This window comes from Legionella bozemanae (genome assembly GCF_900450575.1).
GTDB lineage: Bacteria > Pseudomonadota > Gammaproteobacteria > Legionellales > Legionellaceae > Legionella > Legionella bozemanae.
Genome location: NZ_UGGY01000001.1, coordinates 13,961 through 34,516, shown reverse-complemented (window position 1 = coordinate 34,516; position 20,556 = coordinate 13,961). Strand labels below are relative to the sequence as shown.

Genomic DNA, 20,556 nt, shown 5'->3' with positions numbered 1-20,556 from the left:
ATACAACCGGTTCCTTTATAGCATCTTCCGGTTTATTAATTTCTTGACTCTTCTTTAGCTAGATTTATTAATCCTTCCTTATCTTTGCTTTTAGCTAATCTATCATAAAGTAAACTATTTATTTGCCTTTCAAGCTCTCTTCCACTCCAACAGTTTTTTTCTGCTTCAACCGTATAAAATTGTCGTGCTTCTTCTCTGTCAATTCGCATTAATGCTCGATAATGAATCCAGCCTAAATTCAGACTTAAGCCAGTTTTAATAGATTCGTAAGAATCAGCTCTATTCGGGATCGTGTGGAATAACTCAATATTAACACTTTTGGTGGTTATTCCACACGACTCCTATAAATGTCATAAATAAATACTAAAGACAATTCTTGCTTCCATTCAACAAAATATCATTCAGTAATTTCATCGGGTCTAAAATCATTATTTCTTCATTTCTATGGACTCGCCGCATAAATTCGCCCAAAATATCTGCTTTTGGGGCTAAGAAAAATTTTGCAACATAACCCTATCGATTGCCAAAACGCCGATAATTTTAACAGCAAGGCTATTGTTTTGTTTGTGGTTAGTGTTTAGTCTGGTGAATTAATTTGTTAAGTTGGGAAGGTTACAGTTAACAAAGGAGTATTGATGAAAAAAAGGATATTAAATAGTTTACTGTTATTCAGTTGTGGCTTCGCTTATTGCGGTCAGCGAGCTAATTCTGTAGTTTATCCCCTCAAGTCAATTCTTTTTTAAAATCGGTTTATGCTCCAACTATTTTTTCTGCATTAAAGCAAGGCCACTTTGTGTTTCAAGCAGGGGGCTATTGGAGCCATCAAGGCTAGCTTCAGCAAGAATCAATGTCATAATATTTAGTAGTTAAATAGCAAAACCATAATGTGTCCCATCCGGAAGCTCAACATCGAGCCGTAATTTTCCCCCAGTTGCTTCAATATAGCGCTTTAAAGATGATAGCTTAAGATCACGTCCAGGCTTTTCCATCTCAGCGACTGTGGGCTGCTTTATGCCAAGAACATTTGCCATATCTACTTGAGTCTTTTGTACCAACTCGCGAAGCTCAGCTAAATGGATATTGAGCAACATTTCTTCTGCCTTTTCTTGTGCCTTTTTAACCACTCCTGGTTTTTCTGCTGCAAGAATTTGTTCAAGGGTTCTCGCCATAATAATTACTCCTTATTTAACTTTTTCAGATGAGCAGTAAACTCACGATCAGCTATTGGAATCATTTCATCATAAAATCGTTTATCATTTCCTGTTTTATTGCCAGCACACAATAAAATACCTCTCCGCTTTGGGTCAAATGCAAAAAACGCCCTGATTGGATCACCTTTACTTTGGACTCGTAACTCCTTCATATTACTATGACAAGAGCCTTTAACAGTGTCTGCATAGGGTCTTGATAGCATAGGCCCTTTCTCTTGTAATACTATCATTGATGCCAACATGTTAGTCCTATCTATATCATCCAAAGCATCAAACCAGATATCAAAGGTGTCTGTCGTTTCTATTGACCACATACCCTCTCCTTTTTATTATAGGTTAAATGCTATATAGATTCAAGCCTATAGTCAAGTATTTAAAGAGGAAATAAAACGGGGGTTTTGCGACCGTTGCTGCTTATGAGGCTAAACAAAACGGTTTTTCAAGTGTTGAACTATTTCGAGGTTAGTTTTCTGCATTAAGTCTACTTCACAGTAAACAGACTTCAAACTAAAACGGAACCTAAGTGCGCTAAAAGTTTCGAGAATTTTGATTCTTTGAATTATGGATTTTCTTGAAGTTGAATAAGAGAACCTTGGGTCCCGACATAAATTATATTATTAAAAGTTGTGATGTCATGGACAGTTTTATTTATTGGAATATTTTGCCATGAGCTACCTCCATTATAAGTAATATAAATTGATTGTAATGCGGGAGAAGATAAGATGATTTCTTGAGAATTAAGCGCCGTAATTTTTGGAAAGTAATATATTTTACTTTCAAATACCCTTGGTAAGCCCTTGGTTATTAAATACCAATTTTTACCGCCATCCAAAGTTTTAAGTAGGCCTTCGGAAGTTGTGGCAAACAAAGTATTTTCCTTGTAATACAGTGTATCAATAGAGGTTTTATTTGTACCTACAAAGACAGTCTCCCAAGTTAAACCCCCATCAGTCGTTTTTAGAATTTTACTGTTATTAATAAAACCATGACTTAAACCTAAATAGATTATTTTTGAATTTACGGCATAAAATGTTAGAGGGACGGTCCATATTGAAGAATAAATTTTTTTCCATGTCGTTCCTCCATCATTTGTTTGAAAAAGACTACCTCCAAAACCAATCTTGTTACTTGTGAGAGCATAAACTGAATTAGAATCCAAAGCTTGGACTTGTAGAATATCAACATTTGACAAATTCGTTGGACTCCAGGTTTTACCTCCATCTACTGTTTTTCCAACACCAAATTTTAAGCTACCGACATATAAAATATCTTCATTAATTACGGAAATACTCGTACTAAATGGTGTTTTCATAGAATCCCAAGTTAAACCCCCATCAGTACTTTTATAAAAAGAGTAAGGACTTTTATTAACTAAATTAATTCCACTTGCATAAAAAATATTTGTATTTACCACACTAAGATGTTCAAACCATCCTTTACTTAAAGTAGTTGAAGTAAAATTTTTTAATTGGTTTTCTGTTGCCCTTATCTTCGGTACTTTTAAAGTTTTTGTTTCTTTAGAAGCAAGTAAAAAACTTAAAATATAAGATGTTGTCGCTATGAGAAAAAAAATAATAAAGACAAAACGAATAAATTTAGCCAGGGATTTAATAGTTTGAATAAATAACCCCATGTTGCACCTGCTGAATAGCCCAAACCTATTATAGTCAAAATATTTCCTAAGAAGGAAGAGCGAAGAACTTGATTATGAAGACTAACTTGCCACCTCCCGGAAGAGTTCAATCTCAGCTAGCAAAGCCTTAACCTCATTTACTTTGGTAAACGGGGTTAAGTATTAGTCTAACTAGAAACCTGAGAAAGAAATTGCTGGTATTAGGATACATACTCTAAGACCTTTCCTGACACCCTTAATTCACATGACTTCAAATTCAGCTTTAGAAAATTCCAGATTTTTTCTCTGTAAAATATCATCGCGACTAAATTCAATAACATTTTTGTTTGCTATACACCGCCAATTTTGCATATTAGTTATATATTCTTTATTTTTAATTTTAAATACGTCTGGTGTGAATGCTGCAACATTTTCCCCCGCATTTTTATCTCTTGCTGAAGCAAATATAAAAGCCTCAACTTTTGCCTCTCTCATCTCCGTACCTAAAAGTTGACTTTGTTCGTAATTTGTTTTGCTTGAAATTTTATCTTGATATTTTTGAAATGGTGACTTTGTTAAGTCGATTCCATTTTTTGCTTGTATATAAGCCTTAAATGCAGTCATTCGAATTTCAATGTACCCTAGATTTGCTACAGTATCATCAAAAAATTTCAAACGGTAAAATGCTACCTCTGCAAATGCTGTCTTCTGAGTTAAAGAGCCATACCACAGCGAAGGTTCATAAGTATTACCAAACCGGGATCCATACTCAAGTGGAGGATATCTAAAAGGAGTAAAAATTAAATAGTGTTTATTATTGGCTGCTTGAGGTTTTGAATCATCTAGTAATTTTTCTAAAAGATCGTGTTCTTCGCTGCTCTCAACTAAATCTCTAGAGCTTGAACTATATTGATCCTCAACTATTCTCCATGGTTCCAACTCCAAATATTTGCAAAATTTTAGACCTTCACATTCGATCCAAATACTCATAATTTACCGCGCATTGCATCTAAATAGTTAAGTACCCTGATTAAACCAGAAATAGTTTTCATTTCTTCAATAGGTTTATTTTTAAAATATTTATTTTGGCTATTGAGCCATAATTTAGCTTTTTCATGATTATTTCCAACCATAGCATTTAAGCCTCTATATATCCTTAAAAGTAATAGAGCGATTTCACCTTCTTTTGTATGAGGTGAAATTAATTTTTTCCCCTGACTGAGACGAGATGCGCTGGGTTCACTTATGCCAATGATTTTACCTAAGTCTTTTCCGGATAAAGAATAAAATTTTGCCAAGTTACATAAAGCCTTCGACAAAACAATTTCTTCTTTATGATGTGTACTACTAGAAGTTTTCATTCCGAGCCCCTTTCATTTGAAATTATAGTGAAACTATATTTCATATGCAAGTTATTTTTTGTAATTAATTATTGTTCATTAATAGGAATGATATAGGAGACAGCATGAAGTGATATGCGTATATAAAATGGGGGTTATTTATTAAATTCTAGACTTTGTGCGGGGCTAGTCTCGTGAACTTTCTGAACAGGAATATCATTAAGTCTGATTATCTATGTCAAAGGATCCAATATTAGATAGTATGCTCAGTATTCAACGAATATGTCGCCAGACTTTAATCAATATGCTATGTTTCCAGGCTCATTTGGTATTTGAGGATAAGCATGAGATTAGCCATTAAAACTATGCAATATTTTGTCATTACAGGATTGTTATTTAGTTTAACCGCCTGTATGAAAACAAAGCCTCTAGGACATGAAATAGCTTCTTATAAAGTTAAGGGTAAAGTATATACACCTCTTAGATCTGCAAAAGGGTATAAAGCACGAGGACTAGCTTCGTTTTATAGTAAACGCTTCCATCATCATAAGACATCTAATGGAGAGCGATACAATATGTATTCCATGACAGCTGCACATCCTACGCTCCCGTTTAACACCCGACTACGAGTTAAGAATGTAAAAAATGGACGAACAGTGGTGGTTCGTATTAATGATCGAGGCCCCTTTTATAGTACGCGAATTATAGATCTTTCATATGCGGCTGCAAGTCGCCTGGGAATCACAAGTTCTTCTATAGTAGAAATACAAGCTCTAAATTAGAAATATAAATTTGAGCATTTTTTCCAAGTACTTTCATAAAATACCTCAATGAATTCTCTTAGTGCTTAGTTACTTATTTTCTGAAATAGAAAGCCCCATCTGGGGCTTTCTATTATGCTGCTATTTGTGAATGCTCTTTTTGCAAAGGCAACCAATTCTTCTTCTGCCCTTCAATTTTAGCCTTGAATTTTATTTTAAGACAGTTGCTACGCTTGTCTATTGCCCCAAACACTCGATAGGTAACCTCATTATCATGATTCGTTCCCCAACGTCCCTCCCAGAATCTACTCCAACCACTTCCCCCAGTAACTCCCCAAATGAATATCCAGAAAGCAGCAAGGTAGGTTATGTCAAATACTGTAGGATTTGATAACAATAATTCATACTCTCTTTGGATAAAATTTCCGGTGCTTATAAAGTTAAGCACAATCAGCAGAAGCACCTCCATTGATAGAACATTGTGATTTAGGGTTACTATTATTAATTACTCCTTCAGCCCCAATAACAGCATCTGACGATGCAGGTGTTGATGAGGTAGCTGATACACTACTTTCACCACCTTCAAAGGTTAAAACGCCATCAGACACAATGCCTTGTGTTACACTTGTTGCAGCAGTACTAATATTTTGAGCGGTAACTTTCGAACTATTTATTGTCGCATTTTGATTTGCATAAATTCCTAAAACCCATCTTCCTGGGATAGCGCTCGAACTTTGTGCAAAAATAATGTTATTAGTACTAAAAACATTTCCACCATTAGCAGAAATTCCATAAGCAATAGCAGTACTAAAGGAGTTAATTGTTGAGTCAGTTAAAAAAACATCACCCATGTTATTTACTATTCCTAAAGACTCCCCTGTTGAGTTATTTCTTGCGGTAATATTCACCTCTTGAGCTCTGATACTTCCTTGAGCAAAAATCCCATTTACCAGGCTATCTCCTCCTTCTGAATAAATAGAACTTCTATTTACCTCAACATTCCCCCCATCACTATCCACTCCAACCACAATACGAGGTCCTATAGCACTAATCACTGAATCATCTACAATTACCGTACCGGTATTGATGCCCCAAACCCCTAAAACAAAAGAAGAATCTCCTGTGGAGACAACCTTAATATTAGAGTTTCTGACAACTACATTAACGGGTGTAGCTAATTGATTTCCTATTACACCAAAAATTTGGCCAGCATCTGTACCTAACGCACTTAGTTCTGAATTAGTGACGTTTATAGCATTTAATGCAGATGCAGCTATAACAAATTGATCTCCTTCAGCGGATATAACCGCATTGTTTACTGAAAGATTATCACTTTCAATTCCATTAACCGTTACCCCTTGAGCACGCGCCACAACCGAGGCATTATTCACTGTAAGATTATTATCAGCACCTAATGCTGCTACTGAATTATCAATGACATTTATTTGTCCTGAATTAATTATATTCATGTCCTGAAACGAACCATTTCCGTACCACCATAAACCCCCATTAATAATAGGTCTAGCAAGAGTAGCGCTTGTTGTGAAATCGGCACTACGTCCAGATAATATTTGCCCATTACCTAAATAGACTACTTGACTACCATTATTAGCTGGAAGTGTATAATTCCCTGAGGCGAACCATAAATTCGCTGGTCGAGTTACTGTTGCTGTAATACCATCAGCAATAGATTGATTCAATGTTTGGCAAGGATGTTCTGCGGTACATATATTGGAATTAAAATTTGTATAGTTAGTGCCAGAAGGACTAAAAAACCAAATATCATTTATAATTTGCGTAGGTCCAGTTAATATATAACTTTCCCTAATAGGTATTGCAGCACCTGAAGGTTGGCGTGCAATATGACGAATAATGGGCTCCTCCATTCTATTTCTTAGCTGATTCACTTGTGTATAATCAGGCCCACCAAAACTTAAGCGCACTCCAAAGGAGAACCAGTTTTTATTTTGATTATCATAATTATCTTGCACTAATAATGATATGTTTTTTCCTGCATAAACTTCTATATTCGCTTCCCAACCATTCACAGAAGGAGCATTATGATAGTCGAAGTGATAAACGCCACCTCTTAGCCATACCCCTCCCGCTATAGGTATATAACGTCCTACCTCCCCTTCCACACCTACACCATATTCATGAGTTAAACTAACAGGAGCATCAATGAATGTATGACCACTTGTTTGTGCGATATTTGTTTTTCCTGAATCATGAAGAACAAATTGAGGCATGTTACTCGCCATCATGGAGAGATAAGGTTGACTTCGTTTCCCCATAGGAAAATAACCTTGTACTCGTGCTTCATGATGCTTGGTTAATAGCTCAAGTCCCGGATTTGCTATCCATGTGTGCAACTGATTATTCATTAGATTCATTCTTTGATAATCAGCAAAAAAGAAACCACCCAAAATAACTTCATCTGATTGTATGTTATGGATACTACGAATACCGGTTCCCATGCTAGCTACCATGGATTGATTTCGTCCTCCCATAAAAGCACCATCCACATATACTAAGCGGTCACTTTGCCCTAACACAGGAATCATTCCATCTACGAAACCAGCTAATTCACTACGACTAATTAAGCCTTGGCTAGTAAAACGAGAAGTCCAAGGACCTGCATGCCAATAGTTATTATAATTATTATAAAAATTTTGTAGTGATGATGTTGTTGCTACTTCATTAGCAAATAATATATCGGCAACCAAAAAGCCTAAGAGAGACGATATTAATTGTTTTTTGTACATAAAATCCCTTTTAACGTAGAGAAAACATGAAAATTTTCAAGACTATGTCTTTTATTGAATTGCGTATAAAAAACAATAAAAGCGAGAGGTGAATTTGCCTGCTCCTGCGTATAAACAATACTGGATTTCCTTGGTCTTTTGCAAGAGCTCTTTGAAACGATGATATGAACTAATCTAGAATTCAGCATAAGTTGAGTCGTTTTGACCCAACCGCTATGAGCAATGGCCTGCTCAAATTAAAGATTTTTCTTTAAACATTTCCCAATAAAACATGGATGTGTCTACTCCATCACACACTGAATGCTGTTCAAGGCGTTTTCCGCTAATTCCTGTGCCGGATAAAAAGTATCGTATAATGCGTTCAATATAAAATAAAACCTATAAGCGTCAAAACGTTTTAAATGGAGGAATTACAATATAATTAAATTAACATTATAGAGATCAAAATGAACTTGATTTATAACCAGGGTTTTCGAATCAATTAAGAACCTCATATATGCTTATAAGCTTCTTCTCATAAAGTCCACAAACCCATACTTTAATTTACCTTACAGCCGGTGGTCTTCACACCTACCTGACCAAAAACTGACTGAACCATTTTCTGATCAATACTCATATCTTTTGCGGCATACAGCACACCACAAGCACCTTGAACAAAATTAGTAGTAGGTGTCCAGTATTTGCTATTGGCAATAATCATCATCTGATAAGCCTGTTTAATACCTATATTTTTTGCCAACAAATAAAATGCCTTATTAAATACGCCACTGGCAGTATGTACAATAAAACTTTGTCTTTCTTGAGGATTAGAAATATGTGCTTTTGCATAAGCAACCAATTCTAGATAACTAATTGCGCAATAGGTCCCATGACTTTGAGCTAGATTTTTATCCAAACAATCAGCCGAACTACCATCTGAAGAAGGAAAATCCATAAAGCGTAGCGCTTTACCAAAAGAATCACGAACAATCGTTTCACCAATACCCCAAGTTACAGTATTTGGCTCCAAATAAAGTTTATTATAAAGCTGAGGAAATTTTTCCAAGAGATAAGCACGCGCTGCCTGGCCTGCCATATCGGATAAAGATTCATTGAGAGCACCTGATTGATCATGGTATTCAAGTCCCGAATGCTGTTCAGTAAAACCATGTGTTACCTCATGACCCGCTACGTCAAGAGATACCAAGGGATAGAAATCCTCGCCATCGCCAAAAGACATAAACTGTCCATCCCAAAAAGCATTATCATAATGTTGGCCAAAATGGACACGCATGACTAACTGCATTGGGGTTCCATTACTATGTTGCAGTGCATTGACCCCGTACCATTCTTTATACATATTCACTATGGTGTGGCCAAAATAATAAGCATCATTAGTTGGTGAAAAAGCACCATTGATGTTTTCTTCTACATTCTTGCTGCAAGGATATTGAAAAGGAGTGGTCAAAAGATCATTCCAATCCCAAGCCGATCCCAGATTAACAAGCTTTACCTTGGCGATATCCATGATGCATTGACTGCCATTTTGAGTTACTTCTAAAAAAGGCAATCCATCTCGCCCATACCAGTATTCATGAACTTTTTCATTGCCACCCGGACCACCATCCATAAAATTTTTTATGTTATTCCACTGCTTACTGATTTCGCCACTTTGTGCATCTACAATAAAAAATGGCCATGCCGGCTTGTTATCATTTTGAGTGGTTTTAAATGAAACTTGATAAACCAGTTGCAGTTCATTATTTTGATCTGCCCTAATTTGCAACTCACTCAATTCCTCATAAGTAGGCATTTGTGAGTTGAAGCTGAACCAAGATTTTTTGGCCAAGTTAACAGCCTCTTTTGACGTCAGTGTGGGCTTTGTATTCAGTTGGACGTCGTTAAGTAAATGTCCATTGACTTGCGCATCCTCTTTAGTAATCATAATTTGTGCGCCAACAACAGGGATTCCCTGGTACATTTGTTGGTATCTCATGATTGTTTTTGAGTGCTCTTGGGTCTGACTCACTTGCTGTAAGGCATTCTTTTCTGCCGATGGAGCGGCTGCACGAGCCCTTATGTTTGATTGTTGTTTGAGTGAAAATTGATTCAAACTACTTAATGGAGCTTGATATAAATCCAGCTCTGTTACAGCAAACGCATCATAAGTGACCAAAACAAAAGTAATGCTAAGAAATTTTTTTAACATAAAAATCACTCAAAAAATTTACACTGCCACCATAATGGCATGAAAATAAACAATCTACAAGTAAATTGTTCAAGTACCATTTCCCTTTTATAAGGAATACCCCCATGATAAGATCCCAAACTCTTGCAAAAAAGATGAGGTCTGTAATATGGTTGCATAACTATGCGCCCAGTTTAATTAAAAGGATGAATTTTATGCGTCGCGTGCAACAACTACTGTTATACTTTTTTCTTTTTTTTATCGTTCCTATTCAATCTTTATGGGCACTTGAATATTCCAAAACTGTTGAAAAAGCCAACTTAACCATTAGCACCGGCAAAAGTGGCGTCATTTGCTCCAAGTCATTGCAAAACTGTGTGATTCAAGTAAGTCAACCTCAATGTCTCTCAAGCCCGGGCGCTGTTACCATTACGAATAACTCCAAAATTCCTGCAAACAATATTCAGGCTTCTTCGGCAAACAGTTTTTTTTCCCTTTATGTCCTGCAAAATAATGGCTGTCCTGCCTCTTTGTTGCCCGGTAAAAGTTGCACCATTTCCTTTTTTACCAATACCTCAATTGCTTTCTTCATTTCCAGTGTCATGGTTAAAGGTACCAATACCAATGCCACATTCTTTGATATGCAGGCTGTAACATGTTCTGCTCAGCCGCAAGCACTACTCAACGTATCGTCTAATACGGTAAATTTGATCACCGGCGGTTCCCCCCAATCAATCGCCGTAACCAATATTGGTACGCTACCTGCTGCGAATGTTCAGGCGTCCATAGCATCATCACCTCCACTTGGCGTTGGCGTCATGAGTTTTTGTCCGGCACTTTTAATGCCTAACAATACGTGTCAAATCACTTATCAACCAGGAGCTACCCCGGGAAGTACCACTTCAACAGTCTTTGGAACAAATACGGCGAATACAATTCCAATAACAGTCAATGTAAGTTTATCGCCGACAACAATGCTTTCTGTTCCTACTAATGCAGTTATTCCTGCTGGTGATTCAGTGGGCGTTAATATCCCTGTGACGAATCTAACCAGCACTCCAGCATTTAACGTTAGAATTGTTTTACCTGCTCTCTGGGTGGCAGCTGGGGTTACCAGCTCCACATGTGCTGTTATCCCAGCAAACGGATCCTGCATGATAAATATTACCTCACCTTTCTTTACTGCTTTTGTTGCCCAAGGGGGAATATCAGTCACAGGGGATAATGTTATTTCACCGCCCTCAATTGCCTTGGCTTTTTCTATAGAAGGTTATTTAGTATATTCTGTAATCGATTCTTCAGTTTTTTTTGTAGTGCGGGATAGTGATGCAAGTTCAGGCTTTGTTTGGAGCATGAATCCTAATGATGTCCCTGGAATCACGGAAACTTCTACCAACCCACCCGAGAATTGCAATGGCGCGACCGATGGTTCCTGTAATTCAAATATACTGATTGAATTTTATGGAGGAGAGGTTCCTAATGCGGCTGAGTTATGTTATCAAATTACCGAAGATCATGGTGGCGAAGTACCTCCAGGGACTTGGTATTTGCCCGCGATTTGTGAATTAGGCATATTTACCCCAGGATTTCCTGGCAGCGCCAATGCAAATTGCCCTGCGAATACTCCCAATATTGCGAATAATTTATATAGTTTAGGATTTCTTCCTGAATTGGCAGTAAATGGCCGGTATTGGAGCTCTACTGAATCCAGCACTGACTCAGAAAATAACGCGTGGTTTCAGGAATTTTTTGCTAATGGAATGAGTACTCAGGGAACCATCATCAAAAACAATACTTATGGTGTTCGCTGTGTCCGGGTTTTTGCGCCGGCCTAACTAATGGACTTTTTTATATTAAGGATAATCAATATGATGTATATTAAAAAATGGATGCTCCTTTTTCTTGGCCTCTACGCTACTTTTTCTGCATCCCATGCAGGAGTTGTGGAGCGTTACTTGCAAAAAAAACAAGAAGAAAAAGCTCCTTTAATTGCTGAAAAAACCATTCAACTCGCATATTTTAAACAATTAATTGATCATAATGATCCTGTCATGGGAACATTTTCTCAACGTTACTATCTTGATGAAACATATGGTCCTAAAGAGGATTCACCGGTATTTTTCTATATTTGCGGCGAATCCGCCTGCACGAAGCGCGCCCTAAACGGCGCGATCAGAAATTACGCCCAAAAATTTCATGCCAAACTCGTTGCCCTGGAACATCGATATTATGGTGAAAGTTTACCTTTCAATTCGTTGTCAACTAAAGACTTACGTTTCTTAACCACAGAAGCAGCTTTAGATGATTTGGCTTATTTCCAGCGCCATTTAAAAAACGAAAAAAACTGGACCGGGAAATGGGTGGCTTTTGGTGGTTCTTATCCCGGCTCTTTATCCGCTTATTATCGCTTAAAATTTCCTTATTTAGTGGTTGGTGCTTTGGCTTCATCCGCACCAGTAATGGCTAAAGAAGACTTTGTTGAGTACGATGCGCATGTCACCCAAGTTGCCGGCTTACATTGCGCCAATCAAATGCGGGAGGTAGTCAGTGAAGTGGAAGCCAGTTTGAGTAACCCTGCGACGTTGGCACAAATGAAATCATTGTTTGATGCATCTGCAGTTGCTGATCCAGTTGATTTTTTATATTTGATTGCTGATACCGGCGCTGCAGCAGTGCAATACGGAATGCGGGATGCTTTTTGCGCCAATTTATCGGCAAGCCCAACACCACTCCAAGGTTATGCCGAATTTGCTAGAAAATTATATCAAGACATGCAGGTTAATGCAGTAGAGATGACAGCCCAGGGTGCAATGAGTGAAAATCCCAGCGATTATAAAGATGGTTTAGGAATGCGTCAGTGGTATTATCAATCATGCAGGGAATACGGTTATTGGCAAAATGCCCATCCTAATTCTGCACTTTCTACCCGTTCTTCATTAATTAATATGGAGTATCACCACAGTGTCTGTCAACGCTTGTTTGGTCTCACTCAACCGGCCAATACAACGGAACTTAATAATACCTTATACTTTCCCTTAATGGACATTCTGGCATCTAATATCTATTTCACTAATGGGGAAAACGATCCCTGGTCCACTCTTTCTTTGGCGGAAAAAAATGGGAACGCGATGAACCCCAAACTAACTTATCAATTGATTCAAGGAGCAGCTCATTGCGACGATTTACATAGCCCCTCTTCGCTTGACTCCTCCGCTTTAATCGCTGCTCGCAAAACAATGGAATCGTTATTGACTGAGTGGCTTGAGTAAAAGTTCGCTTAAACTTTCCTCTCAATAGGAGAGGGGCGTAAAAGGTTCTATCAATAGATTTCTTCGGAACTCGCTAGAAGTCTATTGCTATTTGGGACGATTTAGCGGATGCTCATCTTCGCCTTCGTTTTTGGCACCACTCAAACGCTCTTTCATCATAACTGTTGCCTGTCCGGGTAATCGCTCTAAAGCACGCCGTTTATCCAGAGCATCAATAAATTGGGAGGGAGATAATGCCTTCAGTTTTTCGCTAACCGGTAATTGCAGCAAAGGAGAAGGGATATCCTCCTCAACACCTTTTTTTTGCAACTCGTGCATCAGCTGCTCATTTAATTCTTTAATAGCAGCCATAGTACAAATCCCTACAAATGGAGAGCAAATAAGGGTTACTGGACTTTTATCTTCCGCACGAAAATTTTCCTGGGCTGAAGTATCTTGATGAATGAGCCCATGATAAATAGGACCTATAAGTTGTGCATCATGGATTTCACGTTGAATTATCGCAAATTTATTTTCCAATTGCTGTAACCAGTCATCACCTAAATATTTTTTTAGAAATTCTTTTAGTTCATCACGCTCAATTAACTTATCCAGCTTAATCCTATATTCCTCGCTATAGAGAAATTCAGACAAGACGAATTCATCTTCTTTTTGATAATTTGGATGGAGTAACATGGGAGCACCTTTTGCTTTAATCTCAAAAACCATAGCCTGGGAAGAAATATCAACACCTTTGGAAAAGCCTTCTTTTAATGCTTTTTGAGCATCAGAATACAATTCCGCTAAAGGAGAGGATTCCATGATTAACCCAGAACGCTCAAGTACAGCCAAATCGCGCGCAAGAGCAGCTAAATCAGATAAAGCGCCTAATTTAGATAGTGTTAATTTCTGATAATCGTCAGAACGAATTTCATGCCAATGTCTTGATTTAAACGTTATATTTCTTAGCATATTTATCACGGCAAAACTAATTCCTGTATCTTGCTGCTCCAATTTTCCTAACTCAAGAAGTTGTTTGTTTAATCCCAGATTACTTATTGATTTTTCTAAAAAAGTGATCACTTGCTTTTTTTCTTCGGCTGTTAACTCAATACCTGAACTTTGTTTATCCGTTTGGATAATCCGTTCCAGCAAAAATAATGCGTCCAGATCTTCGCTGCTAAGTCCTGTTCCCTGAATTATCTCTTCTTTAGTCATAAATCACCTGGTCATGTGTATGAGTAATACCGAAGCATAATTTCTTCGACTAAATTATTGACAAAGTTAATAAGTAAGCTAGGAAATAACTCATCGTTAATGTTTTCTTGTGCTTGAAAAAGCAAATATTGCTGCGCAATAAAACTGACCATCTCATTAACACGCTCTGGTTTTGCCAAATAAAAAAAACAATCGGGCAAAGCGATTAGGATTTTATGAATCAGTTTCTGCGCATCAGTATCTGAAATACCCAAAACCAGAGGTATTGCTGAACTTGAGCTGTATTTACTATGTAAATTGGCTTCACAGTATTGATCTACAATCCTATAGATTTCTTTGGCAGACTGCTCTTTCCGTGGGTGCACAAGTTTTACTCCTATTCCCTCACTTATTTCACTATTAATAATTCAATTTTAGACTAAATTTAGGGTCTGTTCCCATTGGTGTTTCGATGCTCGAAAATTTAGCCATTTTGACTCAATCCAGCGAAAAGGGATCAGAGCCTAGTAAAATCGGGTTAAATACAGTCGCATTGGAAAACTAGAATCTGCCACTACGAAAATCATCCAGCGCTTGTATTATTTCTTCCTGGGTATTCATTACAAATGGCCCATGACGGGTAATCGGTTCATGAAGTCTGGCTGCTGCAATCATAATACATTGGCTTGCTGTCTCACCTTTCAAAAATAAAACCTCTCCGCCTCCAAGTTTTGCCAAAGTATCGTGTTGAACTAATTGCTCACCTATGCGAACGGTTCCGGAAATCACCAGTAGAATAGCTTGGTAATCATTAGGGATATGTTGTTGTATGCTTGCACCAGGAGGCAAAATAATATCAAATAATAAAGGTTGTGTGGCAATACCCGAAATTGGCGAATGGGTTCCTTTATCTGTCTTCCCCGCAATAACCTTTATTTGAGCACCGGTATCATTGGTCTCCACGGGCAATTGGGCGCTTTGCATTTCTTGATAACGTGGAGCACGCATTTTCTCTAACGCGGGTAAATTCAACCACAACTGTAACCCATGTAATCTGCCATTGGGTGAAGGCATTTCCGAGTGAATAATTCCTTTGCCAGCAGTCATCCATTGAACATCTCCTGCGCCAATAACTCCTTTATGCCCTTTATTGTCTTCGTGAGTAATACTGCCATCAAGTAAATAAGTAATCGTCTCAAAACCACGATGTGGATGAGGAGGAAAACCCGCCATATAATCTAAAGGATCAGCACTATTGAAATAATCGAGTAAAAGAAGAGGTTCAAAATCATTGCTCCTCTCGATACCAATGTAGCGATGTAATTTTACACCACCACCTTCACGAACCAGGATACCTTTGATTAATCGCTCTACTTTAATTTCGCTCATGAATACACTCCATGTTAGCTAACTAAAACATAATTTCCATCATTGCTATATAGCATAGTCTAAAATCCGCCATCCGCTATAGATGTAAAAGTTAAGCTTTCAAAACAATGGTATGAAAAGCCGTTCCGAAAGCTAATGTTTTACTGGCGCGGATCTCGTTGAGTACGCAGTATCTATGATTAAGGCTCCTCCTGGAAAAGAGCAAGTAACATTACCGATAACAGTACCCTAAATGTACCGCTTTAAATGATGAAACAAAATTTCTTTTCTTAGCTTCCAGTAAACTGAAAGTTAAAAAACAGGTCATTGTAACTAGTTTATGAAAAGTCATTCTCCTTGCAAGAACGATTTAATTTAAGGGTATAAAACTTAATCCAGATCAAATTAAATCTTCTGCTGCTCGTTCTTTTATAGCAAGCGTGCTCCCCGGCTCTCGACGCTTAAAATGTTTACGGCACGTCGATGAATACATATTATTACCGCCAATAACCACTTGCTCACCTTCGGTAATCACCTCACCCTGAGCATTTAATCGTAAGATCATGGTTGCTTTACGCCCGCAGTGGCAGATGGTTTTAAGCTCAACCAACTCATCCGCCCAAGCTAAAAGATATTGGCTTCCCTCAAATAACTCACCACGAAAATCAGTACGTAATCCATATGCGAGCACAGGAATACCCAATTCATCAGTAATTTCCGTTAATTGGTGAACTTGTACCCGCGTTAAAAATTGAGCCTCGTCCACCAAAACACAAGCGTATTTTTTTTCTTGCATTAGAACTTGCTTGTACAGATCGTCTTCAGGATTAAAAATCAAAGCGTGTTCCGATAAACCAATACGCGAATGGATAGCACCATGCTGATAACGATTATCTATTGCCGGTGTGAATAACAAAGTATCCATACCGCGTTCACGATAGTTATAACTTGATTGCAAGAGAACCGTACTTTTCCCTGCATTCATTGCTGCAAAATAAAAATAGAGTTTTGCCATTGGAGCGTTTCGTTTTTTAAAATACTCTCATCATACCCAAATCATTTGCCAATGGTCTACAATGCTAACCTAATTCATTAAATTCATGCGATTTTAGGAGTATTTTTTGATATAGTAAAAAATATCTTTCCCCTGTAGGGGCTGTTTTACATAGAATGAAGTAATTTCAAATATTGCATGAGATAACTATAATGAAAATAAAAACTTTATTTGTCCTCTTGATTTTAATGGCCACCGCACCCCTAAGCCAGGCGGACGTTCTGCTTAAGGACACTCAAGGCAATACTATTTCTTTTGCCTCTTTGAAAGGTAAATGGGTACTTATTAATTACTGGGCGGGCTGGTGCAAAACGTGTATTGAGGAAATTCCCGAATTGAATCGATTTTATCAAAAACACGAAAAAGATCCTGTTGTATTATTTGCAGTAAATTACGATGGACTCCCAATACATAAGCAAAAAAGGCTCATTCAAAAATTCAATATTCAGTATCCCTCTCTTGTTACAGATCCGGCGCTTGCATTAGGACTAGGTGATATTATTGGAGTACCGGTTACTTTCGTCATTAATCCCAAAGGCGAGCTTGTTAATACCCTTTATGGCGGCCAAGACCTTAAGACTTTGGATATGGAGATAGAAAAGACATAAATTATAGAAGCGAAGGCTCAAAGCACTCGGATCTCCATGTTAATGTCTATTCAAATGGCGCTAAGCACTTACCAAAGTGGAGTGTAGCGAAATTGCGCTTCCCATATCAGGAGTTCTCACTCGCAAACAAACGTTGTTTTTGTGCTTGAGTTATCCGAATTTTCAACAGCCAATCACCGTCTTCATTGTGTGACTCACTTAAAACAGAGCCCAATTCATACAGTTGTGAGCGTAATTTCGCTTGGGTCGCTTTAAGTACTACATTTTCAATAAGCACTGCTCCATGCAATTGAGTACTAATTGCTTCTTTAAGTAAATCCAACCCTAAATTTGCTGCGGCAGAGATCCAGACTTTACAGCGCTTTTCCTGATAATCAATCTTAGGAGTCCACCCCTCCTTTAAATCAATTTTATTGAACACTTGTATTACAGGGATATCATGCACGCCCAATTCATCTAAAACTTGTTGCACTGAAAAAACATTATCTCGCCAATGAGCGTCAGAAATATCAATGACATGCAATAATAAATCAGCCTGCTGTGTCTCTTCCAGAGTAGCGCGAAATGCCTCTACCAATTGATGAGGTAAATCGCGAATAAAACCTACTGTATCCGTTAAAATCACTGAGGAAGAACCAGGTAAGTTGAGTTGACGCATGGTGGGATCCAAAGTAGCAAACAACTGATCTGCCACATAAATGCTTTCACCAGTCAATGCATTGAACAAAGTGGATTTACCCGCATTGGTATAACCTACTAAAGACACTGTAAGCAAAGAAGCTTTACGTCTGGCCTGTCGGTTTTGGTCACGACTACTACGTACTTTTTCCAAACGTTTATTAATGTATTTGATGCGTTCTCGCAATAAACGACGGTCTGTTTCTAATTGCGTTTCACCAGGGCCTCGTAATCCTATACCTCCTTTTTGCCGTTCCAAATGCGTCCAACCACGTATCAGGCGCGTTGATAAATGTTGTAATTGCGCCAACTCGACTTGCAATTTCCCTTCGAAAGTTCGTGCGCGCTGAGCAAAAATATCGAGAATCAAACCGCTTCTATCTACCACGCGGCATTCAAATAAACGCTCCAGATTTCGCTCTTGCGATGGGGACAATTCATGGTTGACCAGAACCAACTCTGCATCAAGTGCTTTAACCAGCTGCGCAATTTCTTCCGCCTTGCCTTTACCGATATAATACTTAGCATCAGGAGTTGCTCGAGTGCCTAAAACACAATCTAATATTTCCGCTTTTGCTGAAAGTGCTAATTCTTCAAATTCCTGCAATGCCTTATCTGCATCAACTCCCGGCAGTGCTAGTTGCACTAATACCGCTCGCTCACCACCTTGAGGACGTTCAAACACTAACTTATTCTCCGAAAAAAACTGAATCCGCGGTTGAGTACAAGCAAAAGCCACCCCTGAGAGATATATAAATTTTCAGAAGTGCTTTCACTCAGATATGAATTATCTTCTCATTACCGGAATTCAGGTTGAGCCCAAGGCTCAACCTGCAATGGATACTGAAATTTTTCTAGTCTGCCACAGTTCCTTCGCTTCCACCAGTTTCGTCTTCAACAGGCATTTTTATTGCGCGTGAAGGAACAACCGTAGAAATGGCATGCTTATAAACCATTTGTGTAATCGAATTTTTCAGCATGACTACGTATTGATCAAAAGAATCCACAATACCGTGTAATTTGATTCCGTTCACCAAAAAAATGGATACAGGCACCTTTTCTTTGCGTAATTCATTTAAAAAGGGGTCTTGTAATAAATGAGTTTTAGACATTGCCCACTCCTTGTTGTTATTGTATTTTTTAAAGGCAAAACATGCATCTGATCACTTATTCGACATTTTTTCGTAAAACTTTAGATTAATTTCATGACAGTTCGATTTTAATCCGTTAATATAGTCTCCAAATTTAACTCTGATGTCAGTAAAAAGGAATTTCGGTAGCATTTTATGCCGGAAGAGAGCAAAGGAAATAACATTTATTTTTTGTTGAGGTAACTCCTTTGTATAGGGGCTGTTTACATTTCGCTAACTTGAGCCAAAATGACCTGATTTTCGAGCACCCGACGCGTGGCATACACGCAGTATGGGAACATCGGCGCACAGAATGTCAGGACAGTTTGGCCAATAAAGTGGAAATAGAAACAGACCCTAATTGTTCATTACACTTTCTCATCTTTATTTAAGGAGGATTAAATGGCATTTACTCGTATAGAAATAATTGCGCTAGAAAATCCCTATGAGCAACTAAGCGATGGTGACGCATTGGCAAAGAATGCGGAGATGCTCAATACATTAAGCGATAAAGAACAAGTCGCACTTGCTACTAAGATAATTGCTGCTTGTCCCGAAGCAAAATTCAAACAATATGCTCATCACATTAGAGCATTAGGGAATTTAACCAAAAGCGAGGATACATTCCACTCTGTACTCTCTGAAGCATACCAAGTCAGACAGCGCATCAACTCATTACTTGACTCTCGCAATAAAGCACCCCATGTTTTATTTTTAGGAAAGGAATTTAATCCCGCCCCGTTCCATCGTTTCAGCACTTTAGCCAAGCACGTATTGGAAAGCAATGAGCCTGTGATTGCAGAACGCGTCGCCTTGTGCACACCCGAACAGGATCGCAGCCAAGTAGCTCATAATATAAGCACTACGTTCCCCAAGCATAGTCTTGCAGAAAAAGTTCAGATCGCATTTATGATGCGGCGGAATATAGAAAGACTGTTATTAGGAGACAATCCAGAGAAGTTTTTTACAAGTCGCGATTACAATAAAGATAGCTGCAGGATGTTCATCAATATGTTTCGTGCCTTATTAAAAGGCCACGAAGAAACAATCGGTGAAAAATTATGCGCTATCCAATCTGAAAGCGCGCGAGCATCAGTCAAGCGTCACTTAGAGTTGCTGCACACTGAAGTATTTGATGAAACAAATCCATTCAAACTCATCGCTAATTCCCTGAGTGCAAAAGAAAGCTCTGAACAAAAGAAAACGGGAGCTCAAACCACAAATCCGTATGGTTATTTTAATAGCAGATCACTAACACCTCCGTTGAGCATAATGCCAACCAATGATGCTAATGAAAAAGAACTCTCCCAGCGTAACGAAGAGGAAGAATATGATGAAAGCACGCTTAGTGACTCATTCACCAGCACTTCACTTTAAATACATCTGCCCTTACAAAGTAAGGGCACTTTTTTTTGAT

20 protein-coding genes are annotated in these 20,556 nt (G+C 38.1%); 5 read left to right on the top strand and 15 right to left on the bottom strand.

The window, feature by feature from the left end; genetic code table 11:
* Window positions 1-35 precede the first annotated feature (35 nt).
* The 6 genes from DY223_RS00145 to DY223_RS00120 form a co-directional block, all read right to left on the bottom strand.
* The gene (locus DY223_RS00145; RefSeq protein ID WP_259293093.1) at window positions 36-260 is read right to left on the bottom strand and encodes a DUF1016 N-terminal domain-containing protein; all 225 of its coding nucleotides are present in this window, start codon (window positions 258-260) and stop codon (window positions 36-38) included.
* Window positions 261-866: 606 nt separating this feature from the next.
* Complete coding sequence (locus DY223_RS00140; RefSeq protein WP_058459049.1) at window positions 867-1,169, bottom strand: helix-turn-helix domain-containing protein; 303 nt, start codon at window positions 1,167-1,169, stop codon at window positions 867-869.
* 5 nt (window positions 1,170-1,174) lie between these two features.
* Window positions 1,175-1,525 (bottom strand): type II toxin-antitoxin system RelE/ParE family toxin, encoded by a 351-nt coding sequence (locus tag DY223_RS00135; protein WP_058459050.1) that lies wholly within the window; start codon window positions 1,523-1,525, stop codon window positions 1,175-1,177.
* A 245-nt stretch (window positions 1,526-1,770) separates the two neighbouring features.
* Complete coding sequence (locus DY223_RS00130; protein WP_058459042.1) at window positions 1,771-2,844, bottom strand: WD40/YVTN/BNR-like repeat-containing protein; 1,074 nt, start codon at window positions 2,842-2,844, stop codon at window positions 1,771-1,773.
* A 240-nt stretch (window positions 2,845-3,084) separates the two neighbouring features.
* The gene (locus tag DY223_RS00125) at window positions 3,085-3,813 is read right to left on the bottom strand and encodes an RES family NAD+ phosphorylase (RefSeq protein WP_058459043.1); all 729 of its coding nucleotides are present in this window, start codon (window positions 3,811-3,813) and stop codon (window positions 3,085-3,087) included.
* Window positions 3,810-4,184 carry an antitoxin Xre/MbcA/ParS toxin-binding domain-containing protein gene (locus DY223_RS00120; protein ID WP_058459044.1) on the bottom strand — a complete coding sequence of 125 codons (375 nt, stop codon included), beginning with the start codon at window positions 4,182-4,184 and terminating at the stop codon, window positions 3,810-3,812. Before DY223_RS00120 ends, DY223_RS00125 begins: the two co-directional genes overlap by 4 nt.
* Before the next feature lie 323 nt (window positions 4,185-4,507).
* Here DY223_RS00120 and DY223_RS00115 point away from each other — a divergent pair, with 323 nt between their 5' ends.
* A complete protein-coding gene (locus tag DY223_RS00115) occupies window positions 4,508-4,945 on the top strand; it encodes a septal ring lytic transglycosylase RlpA family protein (protein ID WP_058459557.1) in 438 nt (145 codons plus the stop codon).
* A 112-nt stretch (window positions 4,946-5,057) separates the two neighbouring features.
* Here the strand turns inward: DY223_RS00115 and DY223_RS00110 are convergent, their stop codons facing one another.
* From DY223_RS00110 to DY223_RS00100, 3 genes are all read right to left on the bottom strand, one after another.
* A complete protein-coding gene (locus DY223_RS00110; protein WP_058459559.1) occupies window positions 5,058-5,372 on the bottom strand; it encodes a hypothetical protein in 315 nt (104 codons plus the stop codon).
* Window positions 5,365-7,689, bottom strand: coding sequence for a hypothetical protein (locus DY223_RS00105; RefSeq protein WP_058459560.1), 2,325 nt, complete (start codon window positions 7,687-7,689; stop codon window positions 5,365-5,367). The genes DY223_RS00110 and DY223_RS00105 overlap by 8 nt, the downstream gene beginning before the upstream one ends.
* 538 nt (window positions 7,690-8,227) lie before the next feature.
* Window positions 8,228-9,877, bottom strand: coding sequence for a M4 family metallopeptidase (locus tag DY223_RS00100; RefSeq protein ID WP_058459561.1), 1,650 nt, complete (start codon window positions 9,875-9,877; stop codon window positions 8,228-8,230).
* 194 nt (window positions 9,878-10,071) lie between these two features.
* On the opposite strand from DY223_RS00100, the gene DY223_RS00095 reads away from it, so the two are divergent.
* Together DY223_RS00095 and DY223_RS00090 are read left to right on the top strand one after the other, a co-directional pair.
* Window positions 10,072-11,691 carry a COG1361 family protein gene (locus tag DY223_RS00095; protein ID WP_160116259.1) on the top strand — a complete coding sequence of 540 codons (1,620 nt, stop codon included), beginning with the start codon at window positions 10,072-10,074 and terminating at the stop codon, window positions 11,689-11,691.
* A gap of 33 nt (window positions 11,692-11,724) precedes the next feature.
* On the top strand, window positions 11,725-13,125 hold the full coding sequence (locus tag DY223_RS00090) for a S28 family serine protease (protein ID WP_174223895.1): 1,401 nt from the start codon (window positions 11,725-11,727) through the stop codon (window positions 13,123-13,125).
* 87 nt (window positions 13,126-13,212) lie between these two features.
* On the opposite strand, the gene DY223_RS00085 is transcribed toward DY223_RS00090, so the two are convergent.
* The 4 genes from DY223_RS00085 to DY223_RS00070 form a co-directional block, all read right to left on the bottom strand.
* Window positions 13,213-14,322: a hypothetical protein gene (locus DY223_RS00085; RefSeq protein ID WP_064115088.1), complete on the bottom strand. Its 1,110-nt coding sequence runs from the start codon at window positions 14,320-14,322 to the stop codon at window positions 13,213-13,215.
* An 11-nt stretch (window positions 14,323-14,333) separates the two neighbouring features.
* On the bottom strand, window positions 14,334-14,687 hold the full coding sequence (locus tag DY223_RS00080) for a hypothetical protein (RefSeq protein ID WP_058459563.1): 354 nt from the start codon (window positions 14,685-14,687) through the stop codon (window positions 14,334-14,336).
* A 175-nt stretch (window positions 14,688-14,862) separates the two neighbouring features.
* Window positions 14,863-15,690: a pirin family protein gene (locus DY223_RS00075; RefSeq protein WP_058459564.1), complete on the bottom strand. Its 828-nt coding sequence runs from the start codon at window positions 15,688-15,690 to the stop codon at window positions 14,863-14,865.
* Window positions 15,691-16,069: 379 nt separating this feature from the next.
* Entirely contained in the window at window positions 16,070-16,684 is a 615-nt protein-coding gene (locus tag DY223_RS00070) for a thymidine kinase (protein ID WP_058459565.1), read from the bottom strand.
* Between the two features lie 188 nt (window positions 16,685-16,872).
* On the opposite strand from DY223_RS00070, the gene DY223_RS00065 reads away from it, so the two are divergent.
* Entirely contained in the window at window positions 16,873-17,331 is a 459-nt protein-coding gene (locus DY223_RS00065; RefSeq protein ID WP_374930666.1) for a TlpA disulfide reductase family protein, read from the top strand.
* Between the two features lie 106 nt (window positions 17,332-17,437).
* Here the strand turns inward: DY223_RS00065 and hflX are convergent, their stop codons facing one another.
* Together hflX and hfq are read right to left on the bottom strand one after the other, a co-directional pair.
* Entirely contained in the window at window positions 17,438-18,694 is a 1,257-nt protein-coding gene (gene hflX / locus DY223_RS00060) for a ribosome rescue GTPase HflX (RefSeq protein ID WP_058459567.1), read from the bottom strand.
* Between the two features lie 169 nt (window positions 18,695-18,863).
* Complete coding sequence (gene hfq / locus DY223_RS00055) at window positions 18,864-19,121, bottom strand: RNA chaperone Hfq (RefSeq protein WP_058459568.1); 258 nt, start codon at window positions 19,119-19,121, stop codon at window positions 18,864-18,866.
* 420 nt (window positions 19,122-19,541) lie between these two features.
* On the opposite strand from hfq, the gene DY223_RS00050 reads away from it, so the two are divergent.
* Window positions 19,542-20,516, top strand: coding sequence for a lpg0008 family Dot/Icm T4SS effector (locus DY223_RS00050; protein ID WP_058459569.1), 975 nt, complete (start codon window positions 19,542-19,544; stop codon window positions 20,514-20,516).
* Window positions 20,517-20,556 lie beyond the last annotated feature (40 nt).